18 protein-coding genes, 1 pseudogene and 1 other annotated feature are annotated in these 21,439 nt (G+C 40.1%); of the genes and pseudogenes, 15 read left to right on the forward strand and 4 right to left on the reverse strand.

What is annotated here, in order from left to right:
• Positions 1-17: 17 nt before the first annotated feature.
• From KHA88_RS12310 to KHA88_RS12325, 4 genes are all read right to left on the reverse strand, one after another.
• Positions 18-845, reverse strand: coding sequence for an energy-coupling factor transporter transmembrane component T family protein (locus KHA88_RS12310; protein ID WP_213122087.1), 828 nt, complete (start codon positions 843-845; stop codon positions 18-20).
• Positions 836-2,542 carry an ABC transporter ATP-binding protein gene (locus KHA88_RS12315; RefSeq protein WP_213122088.1) on the reverse strand — a complete coding sequence of 569 codons (1,707 nt, stop codon included), beginning with the start codon at positions 2,540-2,542 and terminating at the stop codon, positions 836-838. The genes KHA88_RS12310 and KHA88_RS12315 overlap by 10 nt, the downstream gene beginning before the upstream one ends.
• 114 nt (positions 2,543-2,656) lie before the next feature.
• On the reverse strand, positions 2,657-3,211 hold the full coding sequence (locus tag KHA88_RS12320) for an ECF-type riboflavin transporter substrate-binding protein (protein WP_213098318.1): 555 nt from the start codon (positions 3,209-3,211) through the stop codon (positions 2,657-2,659).
• 50 nt (positions 3,212-3,261) lie between these two features.
• Entirely contained in the window at positions 3,262-4,122 is an 861-nt protein-coding gene (locus tag KHA88_RS12325) for an SAM hydrolase/SAM-dependent halogenase family protein (RefSeq protein ID WP_213122089.1), read from the reverse strand.
• A 121-nt stretch (positions 4,123-4,243) separates the two neighbouring features.
• Positions 4,244-4,521, reverse strand: a binding site (T-box leader).
• Positions 4,522-4,735: 214 nt separating this feature from the next.
• Here KHA88_RS12325 and KHA88_RS12330 point away from each other — a divergent pair.
• From KHA88_RS12330 to KHA88_RS12395, 15 genes and pseudogenes are all read left to right on the forward strand, one after another.
• The gene (locus tag KHA88_RS12330; RefSeq protein ID WP_213122090.1) at positions 4,736-6,946 is read left to right on the forward strand and encodes an SH3 domain-containing protein; all 2,211 of its coding nucleotides are present in this window, start codon (positions 4,736-4,738) and stop codon (positions 6,944-6,946) included.
• Between the two features lie 303 nt (positions 6,947-7,249).
• On the forward strand, positions 7,250-8,425 hold the full coding sequence (locus KHA88_RS12335) for a polysaccharide deacetylase family protein (protein WP_213122091.1): 1,176 nt from the start codon (positions 7,250-7,252) through the stop codon (positions 8,423-8,425).
• Between the two features lie 198 nt (positions 8,426-8,623).
• Entirely contained in the window at positions 8,624-9,805 is a 1,182-nt protein-coding gene (megL, locus tag KHA88_RS12340; RefSeq protein ID WP_213122092.1) for a methionine gamma-lyase, read from the forward strand.
• A gap of 273 nt (positions 9,806-10,078) precedes the next feature.
• Positions 10,079-10,228, forward strand: coding sequence for a hypothetical protein (locus tag KHA88_RS12345; RefSeq protein ID WP_213122093.1), 150 nt, complete (start codon positions 10,079-10,081; stop codon positions 10,226-10,228).
• A 35-nt stretch (positions 10,229-10,263) separates the two neighbouring features.
• The gene (locus KHA88_RS12350) at positions 10,264-11,622 is read left to right on the forward strand and encodes an IS200/IS605 family accessory protein TnpB-related protein (RefSeq protein WP_213122094.1); all 1,359 of its coding nucleotides are present in this window, start codon (positions 10,264-10,266) and stop codon (positions 11,620-11,622) included.
• A gap of 75 nt (positions 11,623-11,697) precedes the next feature.
• Positions 11,698-12,123, forward strand: a pseudogene (locus tag KHA88_RS21455) (ATP-binding protein).
• A complete protein-coding gene (locus KHA88_RS21460; protein WP_430413713.1) occupies positions 12,124-12,453 on the forward strand; it encodes a magnesium chelatase subunit ChlI family protein in 330 nt (109 codons plus the stop codon). It abuts the pseudogene before it with no gap.
• A 218-nt stretch (positions 12,454-12,671) separates the two neighbouring features.
• A complete protein-coding gene (locus tag KHA88_RS12360; RefSeq protein WP_213122095.1) occupies positions 12,672-13,769 on the forward strand; it encodes a Gfo/Idh/MocA family protein in 1,098 nt (365 codons plus the stop codon).
• Between the two features lie 232 nt (positions 13,770-14,001).
• Positions 14,002-15,144 carry a GntR family transcriptional regulator gene (locus KHA88_RS12365; protein WP_213122096.1) on the forward strand — a complete coding sequence of 381 codons (1,143 nt, stop codon included), beginning with the start codon at positions 14,002-14,004 and terminating at the stop codon, positions 15,142-15,144.
• A gap of 183 nt (positions 15,145-15,327) precedes the next feature.
• Positions 15,328-16,647: an ABC transporter substrate-binding protein gene (locus tag KHA88_RS12370; RefSeq protein ID WP_213098310.1), complete on the forward strand. Its 1,320-nt coding sequence runs from the start codon at positions 15,328-15,330 to the stop codon at positions 16,645-16,647.
• Positions 16,648-16,701: 54 nt separating this feature from the next.
• Positions 16,702-17,637 (forward strand): carbohydrate ABC transporter permease, encoded by a 936-nt coding sequence (locus tag KHA88_RS12375; protein WP_346728977.1) that lies wholly within the window; start codon positions 16,702-16,704, stop codon positions 17,635-17,637.
• Between the two features lie 15 nt (positions 17,638-17,652).
• Positions 17,653-18,486 (forward strand): carbohydrate ABC transporter permease, encoded by an 834-nt coding sequence (locus KHA88_RS12380; RefSeq protein WP_213098309.1) that lies wholly within the window; start codon positions 17,653-17,655, stop codon positions 18,484-18,486.
• Positions 18,487-18,537: 51 nt separating this feature from the next.
• Positions 18,538-19,416 carry a sugar phosphate isomerase/epimerase family protein gene (locus KHA88_RS12385; protein WP_213098308.1) on the forward strand — a complete coding sequence of 293 codons (879 nt, stop codon included), beginning with the start codon at positions 18,538-18,540 and terminating at the stop codon, positions 19,414-19,416.
• 53 nt (positions 19,417-19,469) lie between these two features.
• Positions 19,470-20,555: a Gfo/Idh/MocA family protein gene (locus tag KHA88_RS12390; protein WP_213122097.1), complete on the forward strand. Its 1,086-nt coding sequence runs from the start codon at positions 19,470-19,472 to the stop codon at positions 20,553-20,555.
• A 365-nt stretch (positions 20,556-20,920) separates the two neighbouring features.
• The gene (locus KHA88_RS12395) at positions 20,921-21,430 is read left to right on the forward strand and encodes an AAA family ATPase (RefSeq protein WP_249308455.1); all 510 of its coding nucleotides are present in this window, start codon (positions 20,921-20,923) and stop codon (positions 21,428-21,430) included.
• The last annotated feature ends 9 nt before the right edge of the window (positions 21,431-21,439 follow it).

Below are 21,439 nucleotides of genomic sequence, written 5' to 3' on the forward strand. Positions count from 1 at the left end.
CTGTCACCCCCCGATTTTTAGAATGGGTTATAGAATCGATTGCCATCATGAAATGTGATAATTAAGGTTAAGATAAAAGCTATAGTAACGAGTACTAAAGCGATGTAATCTTTCCTCTTAAACGGTCGGGCACTGTACCATGTCCGCTTTTGGTTTTTTCCGAAGCCGCGCAGTTCCATGGCGTTGCTGATGATTTCGATTCGGTCTAGGCTTGAGAGAATCAACGGAACAATGATCGAAGCGGCGTTTTTTAAACGTTTTGGCAGCTTCTCCTTATTCGACATATCAATCCCGCGAGCTTGTTGGGAGATGGCGATGTTGCGAAAGTCACGCTGGATGTCAGGAATATAGCGCAAGGCTAGCGCCACAGAATAGGAAATTTTATAACTGACACCGATTCGGTTAAGCGATGCCGCGAATTCGCTCGGATGAGTGGTGACGATGAACAATATGGCTGCTGGAATAATCGTGAAATATTTTATCGTAATATTAAACTGGTAAAATAGCTGTTCCAGTGTGACATTATATCGTCCAGCGATTTCAAACAACACATGGCTTGTCCCGTAAATTTTTACACCTTCTTGAGGTGAAAAAAGATAGATGGCGATATTATTGAGCAGTAAAAAGGCTAAAATGAAAATCAGGACGAAAGAAACTTCGCGAATTTTTATTTGGGATCCAATAAAAATCGCTATGCTTGCCGCCAACAAAAGTAGAAGTATGCGAGTATCGTATGTAAGCATCGCAGCAGTTGACCACATAATGAAGCAAAGCAGCTTTGTCACTCCAGTTAGTTGATGAATAGGGGAATTGCGTTTAATATATGCGAGCATTTCTACTGCCATGTTTTTCTGACCTCCTTATCGAAGTCGATAAACCGACCAACGAATTCCCTCGGCTCATCGATCCCTGCCTTCACTGCTAGGTCAAATAAGGAAGTTTCCTTCAAATTCGCTTTTTCGATCACGTCTCGGTTTGTAAGAATATTTGCAGCCGTTTCGTCAGCAATTTTTTCCCCATCCGCAATCACAATCGCACGCGGCGTATACTCCAGCATTAAATGCATGTCATGCGTGATCATTAAAATCGTGATTCCTTGTTCGTTTAACTCAGCCAAAAACTCCATGATTTCTGTATAGTGTTTAAAATCTTGTCCTGCCGTTGGTTCATCTAAAATAATGAGCTCCGGTTCAAGTACTAATATAGAAGCAATCGTTACGCGTTTCTTTTGCCCGAAGCTTAAGGCGGAAATGGGCCAGTTTCTAAATGGATAAAGGCCGCAAATTCGCAGTGTTTTTTCAACGCGTTCTTTTATTTCCGCTTCTGGAACTCCGCGCATGACAAGCCCGAGTGCGACTTCATCAAAAATCATATGCTTAGAAATCATTTGGTTTGGATTTTGCATGACGAGTCCGATTCGTTCCGCCCGCTCTTTAATCGTATCATGCGTAATCTCTTTTCCATTAAAAAGAATCCGGCCTGCATTTGGCTTCACAAATCCACATATAAGGCTTGCGAGTGTTGATTTTCCTGCGCCGTTTTTCCCGGCAATACTGACCATCTCACCTTTATTAATAGAAAAAGACATATTTTGAACCGTATTTTTCCCCGTCCCATAGCTAAAATAAATATTGTCCAGCTCTAATATTGGTGAAGATTTCACTTTGGGAGCAGGCGGATCTGCAGCTTGAAACCATGTTTTTAGCTTGTCTTTGTTTATTTCAAACGTGTCAATATGCGAAGGTTTCGTATCAGCAGTCACTTCGCAGCCCGCGTATTTTGCTGCTTTTACGTATAATGGTTCGCGAATATTGCATTCCTCTAAAATAGAAGAAGAAAGTAGTTCATCCGGGGATAGATCGGCTACGATTCGTCCGTCATTCACGACGATGATGCGGTCGATGTGACATTCGAGGACATCCTCGAGTCGATGTTCTATCATTACAACGGTTGTATCCGTTTCCTTTTGAATGCGGTCAATTAGTTCGATCGCATGTTTTCCTGTTGCTGGGTCAAGATTTGCAAGCGGCTCATCGAAAAGTAAAATATCGACATCATCGACCATGACGCCTCCAAGAGACACGCGCTGCTTTTGTCCTCCAGACAATTGGTGAAGGGAAGAATGCAAATAGGCGTCCATATCTACTAAGCTTGAAACTTCTTTTACAATCGAAAACATGTCTTCTTGCGGTCGGCAATCATTTTCAAGGGCAAAGGCAATATCTTCGCCAACAGTTAGGCCGATAAATTGCCCATCAGGATCCTGTAAAACCGTGCCGACCATTTTTGATATTGAAAAAATGTCTAGATTTTTCGCTTCCTGTCCCATGATCGATAAATGCCCAGTAATGTCACCTTTATAAGAGAAGGGGACGAGACCATTCAAACAATGACCAATCGTACTTTTTCCAGAGCCGGAAGGACCAACAATGAGCACCTTTTCCCCTTCATAAATGGTTAAGTTAATGTCATGAAGAGTAGGTTCGACTTGGCTATGATATTTGAAGCTGAAATTTTGAAATTGAATAACAGGCTTTTTCATCTTGATCTCCTCAATACTACATTTCCCTCTTTTTATACAAAAACCAAGCTGGAGCTTTATCTCTCCAGCTTTTTCCCATGATTATTCTACTATTAAGATTATGGTTTGTATATTTTATTCGGCTTTCAGACTTCCGCTTTGAACCCGTGTTTTTGCATAGGCAATCAGCAGCAATGTACCAAGGACGCCAACCGTTACGATGTTGGAAAGACCTGCAACGATTCCTTGTGTATACACTTTGTTTGCTGGTTCGGCATAAATAAGAATGTCCAGTGTTGGTGCAATGAGTCCCCAACCGATAACTTGAGCAATAATTTGCGTAATATTAAATGAAATAATTTGTTTGCTACCAAATACGCCAGCTTCGATATTGATTTTCTTGGCAATCAGGCCAATTAAGAATCCGACGATCATTGAAACGAGAACCCAGCTCCACCAAACCCCGCCATAAAAGATCGCATCCTTTAATGCGTGGCCAATTAATCCAATCAGTCCACCTGCGACAGGTCCGAAAACAATCGCCATTAACGCTAAAAATGCATAGGCTGATTGAATTTCCGTGTTCGGAATGCCGGTTGGGATGGAAGCGAATCTGCCTAAGATAACAAAGACGGCAGACCCAATTCCGATTGCAACGATCGTTTTAATAGATAAACCATTCCCCTTCATACAAATCTCCCCCTAAAATGTTTATATATTTATAATATTTTAATTTCAGATTAATTATAGCTGATTTTCGGGACTTTGCGGATGGAAATTTTCCACTTTGATCCAGTTTCGATATGATATGCTTTCGCGAACGAGCCTTGGTTGATGGCAACTCCCAGTTTATCGAGGGAATTGACGAAAAGGAGTGGTTCCCCTAAATGGCTGTCAGCGAATGAGCGCCCGTAGGTCATGATATTTTTATACACTTGGCGCGTGTCATTTTGAATGGTGACTTCAAAAGAGTCGCCGTATTCAACGTTTAATTCTTTGAAAAGCGTCCGGTCAATATTAGTCCAAAGATTGCCAAAGCGGATGTCGAGAATATCAATATTTCCTGAAATGGAACCTTCCTCGATTTTTGGTTCTAATTTTTGCAATTGAATAACTGAATCTACTGAAACTTCCGGCCCGACTTCTTCAAATGTAATGACACCAGAAGCAAGTCTTGCAGCAGTGTAAGCATAAACGTCACGACCATGGAAAGTGTAAGATTCGCCGGAATGCGGCAGGCGATTCACCGTTTCATCGATGATTCTTGCCTCAACGATTCCGATTTCAGCTTTAATATGTGTAAGCGTACCATTGTCAGGTGTAATGATATATTGGTTTTCAGCCGTTTTGACAGCGATGCTGCGGCGTTCCGTGCCTACGCCCGGGTCAACAACCGAGACAAACACCGTTTCTTCCGGCCAATATGAAATCGTTTGGTATAAGCGATACGATGCTTCCCAAATATTGTACTGTGGGATATCGTGGGTTAGATCAAAAATGCGAAGTGTCGGCTCCACTGAAATGGCCACTCCATACATAGCGCTCACTGCACCATCACTTGTTCCAAAATCCGTCTGTAAAACTACATTTCTTCTCGTCATTATTAATCTCCTCCACTCATATATGTTAGGTTAAATCTGAATTCTCAATGCTTGAAAAATTGATGAAAAAACGAGCATTCCTCCTTTTGGACAAACAAAAAACCACGCCCTTATCTATTACGATAAGGACGTGGTTGAATTCACGTGGTACCACCTTAATTTGCTGTTTGCTCACACAAAACAGCCTCCGCAAGTACGAGAGATTGAAAAGACCATCTCTGTTTATACTGTGGTTTTGATAACGAGTACCAATTCTCGTCGTGTCCTACTCATTTTTAGAAAACTTTCAGCACGAGACTCCGAGGCCATTGTTCAGATCATTATTTTTGCTTCTTTTCAGCTACCGAAGCTCTCTGCGGAAAAATAACCAACCCTACTTTTTCTCATCATCGTCTTTTGGAAAAACTTATGTAATTGTCTGACATTAAACTGAATTATACACCAAGCACAAAAAAATGCAACCCCCATTTTTCGATCATTCATTTTTTTATTCGACAAGTCGTTTCGACAAGTGACAGGCACCACCCGAAATTTGTCGACAGAGTCATTATTTACCATTTTATGATTCTTTGATACTATTAGTTGAATCATACTAGATTGGGGGATTTTTCCATTGGGGCGTTTTTTAAGGTTTTTTATTGCGATTGCACTCATGATTGGTATTGTTATACCTCATTCTGCATCAATAGAAGCGGCAACAACTGAAACTGCGATTGTTAATGTCAGCAGTGCTTTGAATGTTAGGGAGAAGGCATTATCCAATTCCAAAAAGGTGGGCACTTTGAAAAAGGGTGCAAAAGTGACTGTCTATTCAAAGTCAAAATCCGGTTGGTCTGAAATTCGTTTTAAAAGTAAAAAGGCCTATGTTTCTACTAAATATTTGAAATTTAGTGCTCCTGTCAAAAAGACAAGCATTAATAAGTTTGCGAAAACATCTTTTCAAACGACAGCGAATTTGAATATGAGAAGCGGCGCTGGAGCAAAGGATCGGATCGTCCTTATGATTCCAAAGGGAAAAAAGGTCACTTCAACAGAGAAAACGGGAAATACATATAAAGTCTCCTATACATATCAATCAAAAGGGAAAAATGTAACGAAAACTGGCTGGGTAAGCGGAAAGTATTTGAAAGAATACTATACATATACGAACACAGGTGGCACTTATTTTTTAACAAAAAAGACCGCCAACCTTTACACGTCCGCTGATACGAAGAAAAACGCAGTAAGTAAGGTTTCGATCGGAAATGTTTTATATTCCACGCAGAAAGCAGTTAATAGCCTAGGTCAAACATGGTATAGAGTATCTTTTAATGGAAAAAACTTGTATGTAAACAGTGGAGATGTGTCAAAAGATACATTGAAAAGCTTCTCACAGACTACATATAAAGCGAAAAAGGATACTAGTTTATATGCATCCCACGGAAATGCCTATAAAAATCTATTGAAAATCCCAAAAGGAACGATTGTTTCATCCAAACAGCGCGTAAATTATTGGTATAAAGTCTCGTTTAACGGGAACTCTGGTTATATTCAAATAGCTGATTTTACTAAACAGGCGGTTTCAACGGATAAAAAGATGACCGAAGAAAAATTAGCTAAGGATACAATGATCGTCGTCACGGATATAAATGTTAGAAAAACAGCGGATGTAGCCGCACCTTCTTTAACAACAATTCCAAAGGATGTTTTTGTTTTTCCAACTCATAAATCGGCTAATGGTTGGTACAAGGTCGTTGTTAACGGGAAAACAGGATATGTTTTGGGGGAGGAGGTAATCACGGGTGATCCAATGAACAATCGATCTGGCTATCAATTTATTGATTTGCGAACACAATCGCCTGTAACTGCAGCCCAAATTGATCAATATATCGCTAATTATGTAAAAGCGACCGGGAAAAGAAGTGTGTTAACCGGGAAAGGAAAAGAATTTATTGAGGTTGGTAAAAAGCGTGGGGTAAATGCCCTATATTTGGCGGCTCATGCCATCCACGAAAGTGCCTTTGGGACTTCGCAAATTTCATTAGGAAAATTAAATTTATTCGGGTTTGGGGCGTATGATGCAACGCCATATATTGGCGCCTACCGTTTTTCGAATATCAATTCGAGCATTGATTATATTGCGCGAGAAATGAAATCAACTTATCTGAATCCTAACAACTGGAAATATCATGGGGCTTATCTCGGATTTAGTACTAAAACTTCAGGTAATGCGAGGGTTGATGCGCTCAGTGAGGGAATGAATTTTTACTATGCGACTGATCCGGATTGGGGACAAAAGATCGCAAGTCATATGGAAAAGATGCTTCCTTTTAATAAATCCCATTACAATAAGGCGGCGGTTCATACAGGTGTTCCTGCTCAACCAAGTGTACCGGCCGGAAGTGATCTGTTCCCGAAGGATATTGTGGCTATCGCTAAGACGGAAATTAAATATGGACAAAAGGGAAAAATCACGAAAAATTCACCGAAAATGAAAAAAGGCACAAAATTCACCTTGCTTGAAAAAACAAATGACTACTGGGTGAAATTGAAGATTGGTAGTAAAGTATATTGGACAAATGATATTAAGTTCCACGAATATACAAAATATGTTTCTGTGCAAAATCTCGGAAGAGTAAATGAAGACTTATTGAATATTAGACAAGAGCCAAACACCACCTCTAAATCATTGGCTAAACTAGGACTTAATCAATACGTCCAATTAATCTTGAAAAAAGATGGCACCCTAACGATGGACAAAACAAAAAAATGGTATCAAATCAAACTGTCCAACGGAAAAACCGGCTGGGTAAGCGCCCAATACATCACCAGAGAACTCAAATAAAGAAAATTCGACAGGTGCCTGTCACCACCCGAATTTTGTCGAAAACCAATGCCTAGCAGGCTTGTCGCAATAAAATGCGGCAGGCCTTTTAGTTTTTTACTTGTGGCAATTTTACTGGCTCGTAGGGTGCACGTAATGGATTTTTTAGCTTGATTAAAAACACTTTTTAATTTTTTTCAGGAATATCACTAAATAATAAAATAACTGTCACATTTTGCCTATTAATAATGTATACTATTAATAGCTACTAATATCATAGGTCTAAATAGGTCCACTAAATATACAAAGAAAGAAGAAAAGGGTATGGTGAAGAAGAAAATATTAATTGGAAGTTTCATTGTTTTATGCCTTTTGGCTGTCTTGGTAAGCTGCAGCAATGGGATAAATATGTATAAAGCAAAAGCAAATGGACAGCCGATCCTCGCAAATTCAGAACTTAATGAGCTATCTAAAAATGAAGCTGTTGAAATGGTCACGAATTTTGCAAAAAACGAAACGAAGCATGTAGCAGTTAATCTTTCCGCATTTGGACTGGTTGCTTTAAATGATAAAGTGGCGCTATCCTTGGATGAAAAGCGAAATTATTCCGAGAAAGAATTGGAATATGCAAGTTCCGTTTTTTCGAAAGAGATTCCTCCATTATTCAATTTACCGAGTGTCAATTATCCGGTTTTTAATCAAGTACACGGACCATACAGCCAACAAGCTTTTGGAATCAATGAGGTGGCTGACCAAACAAAGGAAATTGTGGAGGCAAGTGTGCCTCAAGAAGAAATGGTTGCACCTGAAAAAGAAGCTCAAGATATGGATAGCAGTGAGAATGGGCAGGACTTGCAAGAAAAAGTTCCCTCTAAAACTTCAAAAAAATCATCCACATCACGTCAAGAAAACAAGAATGCTAGTAAAAAAGATGTAAAATATGTAGGGAAGCGTGTAGCACTTACTTTCGATGATGGACCGCATCCGGTTAATACACAGAAAATACTAGAAATTTTGAAAAGATATGATGCAAAAGCAACATTCTTTCAATTGGGTAGAGAAGTCGAGGCTTATCCAGAAATAACAAAGGAAGTTTATTCTCAAGGTCATGAAATTGCCTCACATTCATGGGATCACCCCGATTTCCGGAAATTATCTGTAAAACAGGTAGAAGAACAAATAAGCTCTACACAAAAAATTATTGAACAAGCGACCGGAGAAGCTCCGAGTTTTTTCAGACCACCATACGGTTCTACCAATGAATCTATTAAAGAGATTGCAAGCAAGCATGGCGAAACGGAAATTCTGTGGACCATTGATACGTTGGATTGGAAATACCGCAATCCCAACGCTGTCCTTCAAGCAGTAAAGCAAAATGTGAGGGACGGAGCGATTATTTTAATGCACGACATTCACCCTTCAACTGTGGAAGCGGTGGAACCCGTATTAAAATACTTAAAAGCTGAAGGCTATGAAATGGTAACAATAGGCGATTTATAATTCACCATGTGCCTGTCACGCCCCGGTTTTTCTCGACTGAAAAATACTAAAAGGATTCGACCAAAAAGTCTATGGACTATTGGTTGGATCCTTTTTTGTTATAGGGAATTCGACAAGTACCCCTGTTTGAAAGCACTATCATAAAGGGTGTAAATGTCATAAAATATAATTAAGCAGTGAATTTGAGGAGGGTGTGCATTGGATAAAAGACCAAATCGCTTTGAAACGAAAGTCATTCATTCCGGCTATCATTCTTTAAACTATGAAGGCAGTCTTGTTCCACCTCTTTTTCAAACATCAACATACACTTTTCCAACGGCAGAGGTAGGAGAAAAACGCTTTGCTGGTGAGTCGGAAGGTTATATTTATTCTCGTCTTGGCAACCCGACAGTGAAGGTGCTTGAAGAAAAACTAGCCGAGCTGGAAAATGCAGAAGCGGCGCTTGCTTTCGGATCGGGCATGGCGGCTGTAAGTGCCGTTCTTTTTTACCTGACGAAAACTGGCGATCACATTTTATTCTCGGAAGGAATTTACGGCTGTACATTCGGTTTATTACAGCTCATGAAGAATAAGCACAATATTAATCACGAATTGATTTTCATGGATGAGGAAGAAACGATTAGAAAAGCCATTCGTAAAAATACTACTGTTATTTATATAGAAACTCCTATTAATCCAACGATGAAGCTTGTTGATTTAGAAATGATTACAAAAATAGCAAAAGAATACGGTATTCCAGTTGTCGTTGATAATACATTTTGTTCACCTTATTTGCAGCGGCCGATAGAGCTTGGCTGTGATTACGTCATTCACAGTGCCACGAAATATATTGGGGGACATGGTGATGTGATTGCGGGAATTGTCGCTGGCCGAAAGGAAGCACTTGCCGAATTGGCGATGACAACACTGAAAGATATCGGGGGAATTATCTCTCCATTTGATGCGTGGCTATTAATTCGCGGACTAAAGACACTTCCAATTAGACTGGATCGCCATTGCGACAATGCTGAAAAAATTGCAGAGAAATTGAAAGAACATCCTCGGGTGGGTAAAATTTATTACCCCGGCGACGAAGATTTTCCACAATACGACCTTGCGATGCGTCAAATGATGCGATCAGGCGGAATGATCAGTTTCGAAATTAATGGGACGAAAGCAGAAGCGCAAGCTTTTTTAAACAGATGCCGCTTGATTAAAATTGCTGTTAGTTTGGGAGATTCCGAGACACTCATCCAACACCCGGCAACAATGACCCATGCTATCGTGCCTGAAGAAGCCCGTCTGAAAATGGGCATCACAGACAATCTAGTCAGACTTTCCGTCGGCCTCGAAGCATGGGAAGACATCTGGGACGACTTAGAACAAGCACTCGCATACTAAAAACCTTATGGTCTGCATTCTCTAATCCTGAGAAACGCAGGCTTTTTTTGTCAAACTTCTCTTCGACACGTGCCTGTCACCGGCCGAATTTTGTCGAAAGTTATTTATTTAATTTTAGGAATTATTTGATTATCATAATTGGAATAGGTATAATAGTGTGGAACTGATGTTCTGTATATTCTTCTTTTTCCTCGTTTTTTCTTCTGAATTACGCATCCTAAGAATTATTTTCCTACTATATAGATATCAAGAAGAAAATGGGAGGTTGTTTTATTGACTGTGAAGGTTTCATCAGTTGGATTGAAAGGGTTGGAGGAGTACAAAATCCAAGTGGAAGTACAGTCTTTCAGTGGTCCGCATTCCATGGTCATTGTCGGTTTGCCGGATGCATCTGTAAAGGATTCTAGGGAACGTTTAGGGTAGCATAAATAAAATTGCTTTGGAAGGAGGGTTTGGTCATGAAAGTGGTAAAAGCGCTTAAATCCAAGATTACCAATCATAGTCGGATTTTCGATGCTACATTAGTCATTTACAATGAAGCATTATCATTTATGATCAATGTGATAGATAAAGAGTTTGGTCAGATCGAAGACATTTCAACGAAGACAATCGTCCCTGCCGTCGAGAGACTCATTCATACCACTAAATCCAACCCCCTTCCAAAATATCATGAATACAATAGGCGCTTTTACAAATTCCCATCCTATTTCCGACGGAGCGCAATCGCTTCTGCTTTTGGAAAAGTGAAAAGTTACCGTTCCAACTTTAGAAATTGGGAAGAGAAAAGGGACATGGCACTTACCGAAAAAAGGAGGTTTAGGAAAAAATCCCCAAAAATGCAGTTGGAGCACAAAGAGTTTCCTGTGTTTTATAAAGGGAATATGTTTAAAAAAGGATCTGATTCTTCAGCCCAAATTAAAGCATTTCACAAGAATGATTGGGTGTGGATATCAATCAAATTTAAAGAACAAGACCTTTATAAACGCAATGTGTGGGATTGGAAAGAGAGCAATCCTAAGTTGGTCAAAGTAGGTAAGAAATATTTCCTTCATTTCGGCTACGAAAGTGACGTCAGACTAAACAAAGTAAAAATAACAAAACAAAAAGTGTGTGCGGTCGATCTCGGTATCAATAATTCGGCGGTTTGTTCTGTCTTGGATGCAAAAGGCACTGTCTTGGCAAGAAAATTTATGAATCAGCCAAGGGAAAAAGACCGGTTGTATCGAATGACAAATAAACTCCGCAAAGTACAATCCATTTCAGGTTGGGTGTCTACTCCTAATTTTTGGAGACGTATCAATGGTATCCAAAAACATATCGTTCATCACACGTCTTCCGAAATTGTAAAATTCGCAAAAGAGAATGATTGCCACGTCATCGTGTTCGAATACCTAGATCATATGAAAATGCCAAAGGGATATTGGGGTGCAAAGAAACTCCGTTTTAAGCTCCATTACTGGCGGAAAAAAGGTATCCAGAACAAAGTGACGGAAATGGCCCATTATGTAGGTATGCGAATATCTAGAATTAATGCCCGTAATACGAGTGCTCTCGCATTCGACGGTTCTGGGAAGGTGGAAAGAAGTCCAAGAAAAGATCTTGCCGTATTTACAACGGGCAAAGCATATCATGCAGATTTATTAGCTTCCTATAATATCGGAGCCCGATATTTTATTCGAGGCATCCAAAAATCCATCTCTGAAAAGAAATGGTTGACCCTTCAGGCAAAAGTTCCTGATTTGTCAAAAAGAACAGGACAGACCTTGTCTTCATTAATTAGCCTTCGTTCAGCATTAGAGTCACCGAGTGTGGCTTAACCGCTGATTTTGTGCTGTATTTAAGATAAGGGAAGCACCTTCCAAATTTTTAATTTGGTGGGTGAGGTTCACGTTATGAGCTTATACCAATTAGCAGGAGAACAGCATTTCCTTGATCAAACACCTCCTTTTCGTAATCCTCATCATTCAGCTTCTTTCATTGCATTAATTGGAGGAGGTTCTCAACCGAAGCCAGGGGAAATATCGCTTGCCCATAAAGGGGTATTATTTTTAGATGAAATGGCGGAATTCTCTAAATAGACGCTTGAAATGTTAAGACAGCCGCTTGAAGACGGAAAAGTAACGATTAGCCGCGTTCATTCAAAAGTAACATAGCCCTCATGCTTTATTTTAATAGGTGCTATGAATCCTTGTCCTTGCGGGTATCTCGGCTCGGCCAACCATTATTGCACCTGTTCTAAAAAGCAAATTCAATATTATCGCAATCGAATTTCCGGTCCTGTTTATGATAGGGTTGATATCCTACTTTCTATGAAGTAAATCAGCTTAGACTTACCGGAAGGTCCCAGAGAAACTTCTGCAGAAATCCGGAAAAGGACAGCTCGGGCTCGGAATCGCCAATATTTAAGGTACCAAAAAGAAGTTAGTAACTGGAAAGTTTCTTTTGAGCAATTAATGGATGCAAGTCCGGTCAGTGAAAACCAACAAAAAATGCTAACTCGTGTTTCGGCTAATCAGCATTGGAGTAACCGAGTGCAAATAAAAATTCTCCGGCTTGCTAGGACGATTTCCGATTTAGCTGGTGATGATCATATACCGGACGAAGCAATATGGGAAGCAATGACATTGAAGCGTGTCAATCTTCAATAAAAATTCTTAACTGCAAGGGATCATTAAGGTGGGGCGCAAAAGAAGGTTGTGGATTCCTCATCTGTTCTCTTTTTTTCGGGCGGAATAATAAATATTTTTCGACAAAATTCGGGGAGTGACAGGCACCTCCCGAATTAACTTTTCACATAATTCAGTTGACTATTTGGATGAAAACGGTTAAATTTATATCGAAGTTGGATGAAAAAGGGGATGCTAAAATGTCAGAGACGTTAAGAGTTGCGATTGTTGGTTGTGGCGGTATTGCAAACGGTAAACATATGCCAAGTCTAGCAAAATTGAAACAAGTAGAAATGGTAGCATTTTGTGATATTGAAGTTGAAAAGGCTGAAAAAGCTGCTGCACAATATGGAACAGCAGAAGCGAGAGTATATGAAGATTACAAAGAACTATTAGAAGATGCTTCTATCGATGTAGTTCACGTTCTTACTCCAAACAGCTCACATGCTGAAATTTCAATCGCAGCATTAGAAGCGGACAAGCACGTAATGTGTGAAAAGCCAATGGCAAAAACATCTGAAGAAGCTCGCCAAATGGTTGAAGCAGCCAAACGTACAGGCAAAAAACTGACAATTGGCTATAACAATCGTTTCAGACCTGATAGCTTACACTTACATAAACTTGCTCAACGCGGTGATTTGGGTGAAGTTTATTTTGCAAAAGCACATGCCATTCGTCGTCGTGCAGTTCCAACTTGGGGAGTTTTCCTTGATGAGGAGAAGCAAGGTGGAGGCCCGCTAATCGATATCGGTACACATGCGCTAGATTTAACTTTATGGTTGATGGATAACTACAAACCTAAAGCAGTAATGGGATCAACTTATCATAAATTAGGACAGAAAAAGGATGCAGCGAATGCTTTCGGCCCTTGGGATCCGGAAAAATTCAAAGTTGAAGATTCGGCATTCGGCTTTATCACTATGGAAAACGGTGCTACGATTGTGCTTGAATCAAGCTGGGCACTGAATACATTGGAAGTGGATGAGGCAAAAGTATCACTGAGCGGAACTGAAGCTGGAGCTGATATGAAAGATGGCCTACGTATCAATGGTGAAGAATTTGGTAAGCTTTATACACAAAAAGTAGATTTAGGTGCTGGCGGAGTAGCTTTCTATGACGGCAATGCTGAAAGTGATGCTGACTTGGAAGCACGTCTATGGATCGAAAGTATCATTAATGATACAGAGCCGCTTGTAAAACCTGAGCAAGCATTTGTTGTTACACAAATCTTGGAAGCAATCTATGAATCTGCTAAAACAGGTAAAGCTGTATATTTAGAAGATAAAGTATTAGCATAAAACCCCAAACCTCCGATTCCTTTCGGAGGTTTTTGTGTGCCCGAAAATCATTCGACAAAATCCGAGGCGTGCCTGTCACTTGTCGAATGTTGATTCGACATATTTCGGGGCGTGACAGGCACGTCCCGAGGCACGCCCCGAAAAGGTGGGCTCCACACGCTCAATAAAAAAGGTTTGTAATTTTCTCAATAGTTGTTATAGTGAGTATAACAACTATTAAGGTGATGCTTATATGAATGTGCCATTGTATAAACAGATTTATGAGAGTGTGTTGGAGCAAATCAATCAAGGTGAGTTAAAGCAAGGGGGGAAAATTCCATCTGAAAAGGATCTTGCTGAGCAATTTAGTGTTAGTAGAATTACGTCAAAAAAAGCTTTGGATTTACTGGCTCAGGAAAATGTGATCAAACGAGTGCAGGGTAAAGGTTCATTTGTAAACGAATCTTATGAAGGCTTTGCGCATAGTATGGACCATATGGAGAATGAAGGCGAGGAAAAGCTGCCGCTCATTGGCTTAGTCATTTCTGGATTTACGGATGATTATGGAGCAGACTTAATCAAAGCGATTGAAGGACATGCAGCCCGGTATCAAGCACAGTTGCTGATCAAATTCACGTATGAGAAGAAAGAAAAAGAGAAGAGGGCGATAAAAGAGTTAGTGCAGGCCGGGGCAGATGGAATTATCATCCTTCCCATTCATGGGGAGCACTATAATCCGAAAATCCTCGAGTTAGTGCTAAATAATTTCCCTATTGTGCTCCTGGACCGTTATTTGCGCGGAATTCCAGCGAGTTATATATCGACTGATAATACTCGGGCGGCTAAAGAAGCAACGGAATATTTAATGTCACTCGGTCACCAGCATATTGCCTATATTACTCCATCCTATGATGGGACAACCGTTTTGGAAGATAGGATGAAAGGGTATCAACTTGCACACTCCCAACAATATATGCAATTGTATCCCCATAATTTTTTCGTAAATGCCACTGATCTTGCATATCAAATGAATCAAGGTGCCGGGGTAGATAAAGAGATTGAAGAGATGAAGCAATTTATTAGATTTAATCCCGAGGTAACGGCCTTTATTGTTTGTCAACACTCATTGGCGAAAATTCTTGCCTATGTCATTCAGTCAATGAAAAAGAGTGTTCCCGAAGACTATTCAATTATTTGTTTTGATTCACCGAGGACCTTCAATGGAAAACCAACTTTTACACATATTGCCCAAAGAGAAAAGGAAATGGGAGCAAAAGCGGTTAACCTTTTAATGGCCCAAATAAACGGTGCAAGTGAAGTCGTGACCGAGGTGCTCGATTTTGACCTCGTTGAGGGTTTATCTACGGCACCGCTAAGAAAAAGGGTGAAGAATTAACTGATTCTTCACCCCTTTTAAAAAAGCAATTGACATATTGATATAACATAATATATTATGTGAACTATATTGAAAATATAAACAGCTTAGAAAATTACATAAACTGAAAGCGTTTTACAGGGGGTGCGAGAGAGATTCATATTTTGCTAGAAAGATGTGCAATCAAAAAAAGGGGGTAGGAAAATGAATCGAAAAGTGAAAAGATTTGCCCAGTTATCGGTCATTTTGATTCTTACGTTTTCATTATTTCTGGCTGGATGCTCATCCAAGGAAAAGACTTCTGGCGGAAAGAATTCAGGTTCAGAAGGTGGACAAAAAGAATTTACATTATGGCACGGTAGTACAGGTATAGGATTAGAAGCATTGAAAGCTTTGGTGGAGAGCTTTGAAAAAGCACATCCGGATATTAAAGTAAAAATGGTTTATACAGAGGCTAATGAAGGGGCTGACCAAAAGCTTCTTACATCAATAGCCGGTGGTAACCCGCCTGATGTAGCAACATTTGATAGATTTAAAGTAGGTACGTACGCAGCCCAAGGGTCATTAACGGATTTAACGGAGATGGCTGAAGCAGATGGTATTACAGAAGATAGGTATTATCCATATGCATGGCAAGAAGCCAATTATGATGGGAAGTTATTTGCAATTCCATATTCGACGGATGCGCGATTACTTTACTATAATAAAGATCACTTTAAAGAAGTTGGATTAGATCCTGAAAATCCACCTAAAACGATCGCTGAATTAGAAGAAGCAGCTGAAAAGTTAACGATCAAGGAAGGAAAGCGCTTTAAAAGAATTGGTTTAATTCCATGGTATAGCCAAGGATGGCTTTATAGCTGGGGCTGGTCATTCGGTGGAGAATTCTACAACAAGGACACTGGGGAAATTACAGCAAACGATCCTAAGATTGTAGAAGCGTTACAGTGGATGACGGACTTTGGTAAAAAGTACAATGTTGAAGATATTTCCGGATTTGAAAGTGCCGCAGGAAGTGATGCTTTAGATCCATTTATCTCCGGACAGCTTAGTATGAAAGTTGATGGAAACTGGACAGTAACGGGCATTAACAAATATAAACCAGACTTAAACTTTGGTGTTACACCAATTCCAACACCAACGGGAACTGATTTCACTACATGGTCCGGCGGTCATGCATTAATCATTCCGAAGGGTGCTAAAAACGTAGAGACAGCATGGCAATTCTTGAAATACTTTGGTAGTCCAGAAGGTGCAATGGCTTACTATAGCAAGCTTGAAGGTGATTTCTCCGTTCAACCGGCTGTTAACGAAGAATTAGGTCGTAGCAACAATCCGATTCTAAAGCAGTTTGTTGATATCTTGCCAAACTCTAATCATAGACCAGTTATCACTGAAGGACAGCTATTGTGGAATGAATTAGCATCAGCTACTGAAAACTCAACTAGGGGTAAGGGTACACCTCAAGAAAACTTAGATAAAGTTACTGAAGCAGTGAACAAAGCGTTAAAAGAAAAGAAATAAATATAAGGGAGGGACTCGCTCTCTCCCTTTTATTCATGAAAGGAGTTGCGGAAATTGGCAAAGATTGAAAGTTCTACTCAAGTTGTCAGGCAAACCAGCAAGAAAAACTCATTTTTTGCAAAAGAAAATTGGACGGGTTGGCTATTTGCTTCTCCATGGATTATTGGCCTAATTATGTTCTTTGCCTTACCTTTATTTTCTTCCATTTACTTTAGTTTTACTACATATAGTATTTTACAGCCTGGTGAATTTATTGGGCTTCAAAACTATAAAGATCTGTTTCATGATGATTTATTTTGGAAGTCCATCTATAATACGATTTATTTTGCCGTCTTTTTTGTTCCATTAAGCATTATCTTTGGTGTTGCCTTAGCTATGATGCTCAATATGAAGGTGAAAGGCATGGCCGTCTATCGGACCATCTATTTCTTACCTACTCTTGTGCCTCATGTTGCAATGGCAGTCCTTTGGATGTGGTTGTTAAATCCAGGTTTTGGTTTGATTAACGGAACGTTGGACTTTTTCGGTATCCAAGGACCAAACTGGCTTGGTAGTGTAACTTGGTCTAAGCCATCACTTATCTTAATGTCACTTTGGGGAATTGGACAAGCCGTTATCATCTACCTTGCTGGGCTTGGAGATATACCGGAAGAATTTTACGAAGCTGCAGAAGTGGATGGTGCCAACTGGATACAAAGAACGTTCCATATCACATTACCACTACTTACACCCGTTATATTCTTTAACTTAGTCATGGGAACGATCGGGGCATTCCAACAATTTACCTTACCGTATACGATGACTAACGGCCAAGGTTCCCCTGCAGAATCTCTAACTTTCTACGTCATGTATTTATATGATAATGGATTTAAGTTTTTCAAAATGGGTTATGCTTCTGCAATGGCTTGGATTCTGTTCGTAATCATTATGGCTTTAACAGCAGTCATCTTTATGACATCAAAGCGTTGGGTTCATTATCAAGGGGAGTAGAAAGGAGTGTTTTGAATGCAACCAATTGTTAAAAAAAGAATTCAATTTACATTAGCTCATGTATGTCTCATTATTGCATCAATTTTCTTTATTATCCCATTTATTTGGTTGGTATCAACCTCTTTAAAAGAGATCACACAGATCTTTAAATTTCCTCCAGAATGGATACCTAATCCATTTCGCTGGCAGAATTACTTAGATGCAATGGAATATATTCCGTTTTTTACGTATTTAAATAACACAGTCATCATAACTCTTTTAAGTACATTGGGTGTGATTATTTCTTGTCCATTGGTTGCTTATAGTTTCGCAAAACTGAAATGGAAGGGACGTCATGTATTTTTCATCATTACCATTGCGGTTATGATGATTCCAGGTCAAGTAACGATGATTCCTTTATTCCTATTGTTTAATAAATTCGGTTGGGTAGGAACACCTCTGCCATTAATCGTACCCGCATTTTTTGGTGCACCTTTTTACATATTTTTATTGCGTCAATTCTTTATGGGGCTTCCTGATACATTAAGGGACTCTGCAAAAATTGATGGTGCATCAGAATTTAGAATTTATTTGCAAATCATGCTTCCATTAGCGAGACCCGCTATTTTAGCTGTCGGATTATTCCAATTTATGGGTAGCTGGACAGACTTCCTTGGTCCATTGCTTTACTTAACAGATGAAACTCAATACACCTTGTCGTTAGGTCTTCAGCAGTTCCAAAACCAGATGGGAACTGAGTGGGGCTTAATGATGGCTGTATCAACGATGATGACCTTGCCAATTATCATTATGTTCTTCTTTATGCAAAGAACATTTATTCAAGGGATTACGTTTAGTGGAATTAAATAATGTAGTAATGTGCTAGATTTTTATATAAAAAACTCGGAGGTTTTTCAAAATATGACTCATAAAATTGGAATGCGTATCCCACCAAAGCTGGGAGCTCTAGGAATGGAAAATCTGGCAGATTGGGCCAAAAGTGCCGGAATAGATGTCATTGATGTCCCATATTATAACGAAGAGGTCAAAGGAATATTGGAAGGTGCTGGCCTCGAAGTAGGATCCATTGATGGTGTAGGTGCTGTAGGTATGACCAACTTGCTGAGTGAGGATGAAGCTCAGCGCGGAGAGGCAGTTGATGCCCTGAAACAACAATTGAGCAGTATTTCCCAACTTGGAGGAAAAACAGTCTTTATCTGTCTTGCGCCAAAGGATGTAACTTTGTCCCGTGATAAGAGCTTTGGCATTTGGAAAGAAACGTTTCCGGACATTGTGAAGCATGCGGAAAAAGAAGGCGTTTACTTTGCACTGGAAGGTTGGCCAGGTCCGGCTCCACATTATCCAACGATTGGCTGTACGCCGGAAATGCTGCGTGCGATGTTTGAAGTCATTCCTTCCAATCATTTTGGTTTGAATTATGATCCGTCGCATCTTGTTCGTTTAGGGATTGATTATCTGCGCTTCTTAACGGAATTCGGTGAAAAAGTTAATTACTGCCACGGAAAAGATACGGAAATTTTAACGGATGATCTCTATGAAGTTGGGATTCTACCCGCTACATTCGGAACAAAGTATGGTTTTTCAGAAGGTTCATGGAGATATACAATTCCAGGTCACGGTGCAGTAGAATGGGAAAAAGTCGCTATACGTCTAGACGGAATCGGCTATCAAGGCCCAATCAGTATTGAACTTGAAGACCATCGCTATTGGGGAACGCTCGAAAAAGAACAACAAGGCATCATTAAAGCGAAAGAAAACCTAGAAAAAATCTTCAAATAAAATTCGACAAAATCCGGGTGGTGCCTGTCACCACCCGAATGGGGGAGGCAAATATGACAAGAACGATTAAGATTGGAATTATTGGGAGCGGTGGGATTGCCCAAGCTCATGCAAGGTCTTATCTGCAAATGCCGGATGTGGAGATTGCTGCAGTAGCGGATGTGGTGCCAGGTAGGGCAGAGCAATTTATTGAAAAGCTGGGATTGACTGGGGCGAAAGCTTTTAATAGTCATCTAGAGTTGTTGGATTTGGATTTAGACGGTGTAAGTGTTTGTACACCAAACGTTGCCCACCACCGGACAAGTGTGGATGCACTGAATGCCGGCAAACACGTTTTAGTCGAAAAGCCACTTGCAGTAACACTTGAACAAGGCGTAGAAATGGTACAAGCAGGAAAGAAAGCGGAGAAAATATTAACAGTCGGCTTCCAACCAAGATATGATCCGAATATGCAAGCTGTGAAAGACATTGTTCAATCAGGTCAATTAGGTAATGTTTATTATGTACAAACTGGCGGAGGCCGTAGAAGAGGAATGCCAGGTGGTACGTTTATTAATAAAGAACTTGCCGGAGCCGGAGCAATGGCCGATATTGGCTGCTATTCTCTTGATTTAGCTTTGAATGCACTCGGTTATCCGAAACCGCTTAGTGTATCGGCTTATACATCGAATCATTTTGGGACAAACCCTACATATCATCGTGAAGCAGAAAAATTCGAAGTGGAAGATTTCGGAGTTGCGCTCGTACGATTGGAAGGCGGAAAAGTCCTTAACTTTAAAATCTCATGGGCGATGCACATGGATTCCTTGGGACCAACACTCTTCCTTGGTACGGATGCTGGCTTAAAGTTGACTCCTGCTGGCAGCGGTCCATGGAGTGGTGTCTGGGACGGCGGTATTGGTTCCATCACGCTTTTCCATGATATTCAAGGTCACCATACGGAAAGCCCAATTGCTGTTCAAAAGCATGATCGAAACATCTTTTATGAAAAAGTTCGGGCATTTGTGGATGCCATTCAAGAAGGTGGGCCTGCGCCGATTCCGGGTGAGGAAATCCTCATCAACCAAGCCATCATTGATGGAATCCTGCGCTCTTCCGCACAAGGTCGAGAAGTGGACATCGTTATTCCGGAAGTATAAGGTGCCTGGCACTACCCGACTTTTGTCGAAAACCATAAGGAAATGATCCAGCCCCGCTGAGCTAAAAAGCTCCGCGGGGCTTTATTATTGAGGAAAGATAAATGATGAAAAATCGACATTTTTCGGGGCGTGACAGGCACGCCCCAAATCTACATTAATTGACAATTTTTCTATGAATTCTCCAAAGTTGTCGTATTTTCGTGTAGAACAATAGTTGAGGGAAGCCTGATATAACGGTATTATTATAAGCAGTTGCAGCTTTCATTTGAAGAGATAAAAATATGTTCCAACCGTTCAATTTTTTTGCCATGGTGGAAAGAATAAAGCTAAATTTGATGTAGGCAGTCCGGGGGTTGATAACTACAATGGGCGAACGCAATATTTTTATTATTTCCGGACCATGTGGTGTTGGAAAGTCGACCGTGGCCAAGGAAATTGCACGGCAAGTGCCAAAGAGTGCTCTCATTCATAGCGATGACTTTTTAAATATGTATGATGAAGCCTCTTCACCTCCATGGGAAGAACAGCTGGCAATCATGTGGAAAGGTACACTTGCCTTAACAAATACACTTCTTCAGCATGATTTTCATGTCGTCATCGATACCGTTGTTGAAGATGAACTTGATTGGTTTTGTAGGCATTTTGCCCAAATGGATGTGAAAATTAAATACGTAGTTTTGCGAGCAGATGAGGAAATATTGATTGAACGTATCAATAAACGTGGAGATACGTTTATGATCGATCGTTCATTATTTCTATTAAATCAACTCGAGAATGACACACCATTTAACAAACCTTATCTCTTGAATACTGTACATAAAAAACCAACAGATATTGCAAGTGACATCATTAACCTTTCAAAGTATGAGCTATGAAAATATTAT

It is taken from the genome of Lederbergia citrea (assembly GCF_018343525.1).
GTDB classification, from domain to species: Bacteria; Bacillota; Bacilli; order Bacillales; family Bacillaceae_C; genus Lederbergia; species Lederbergia citrea.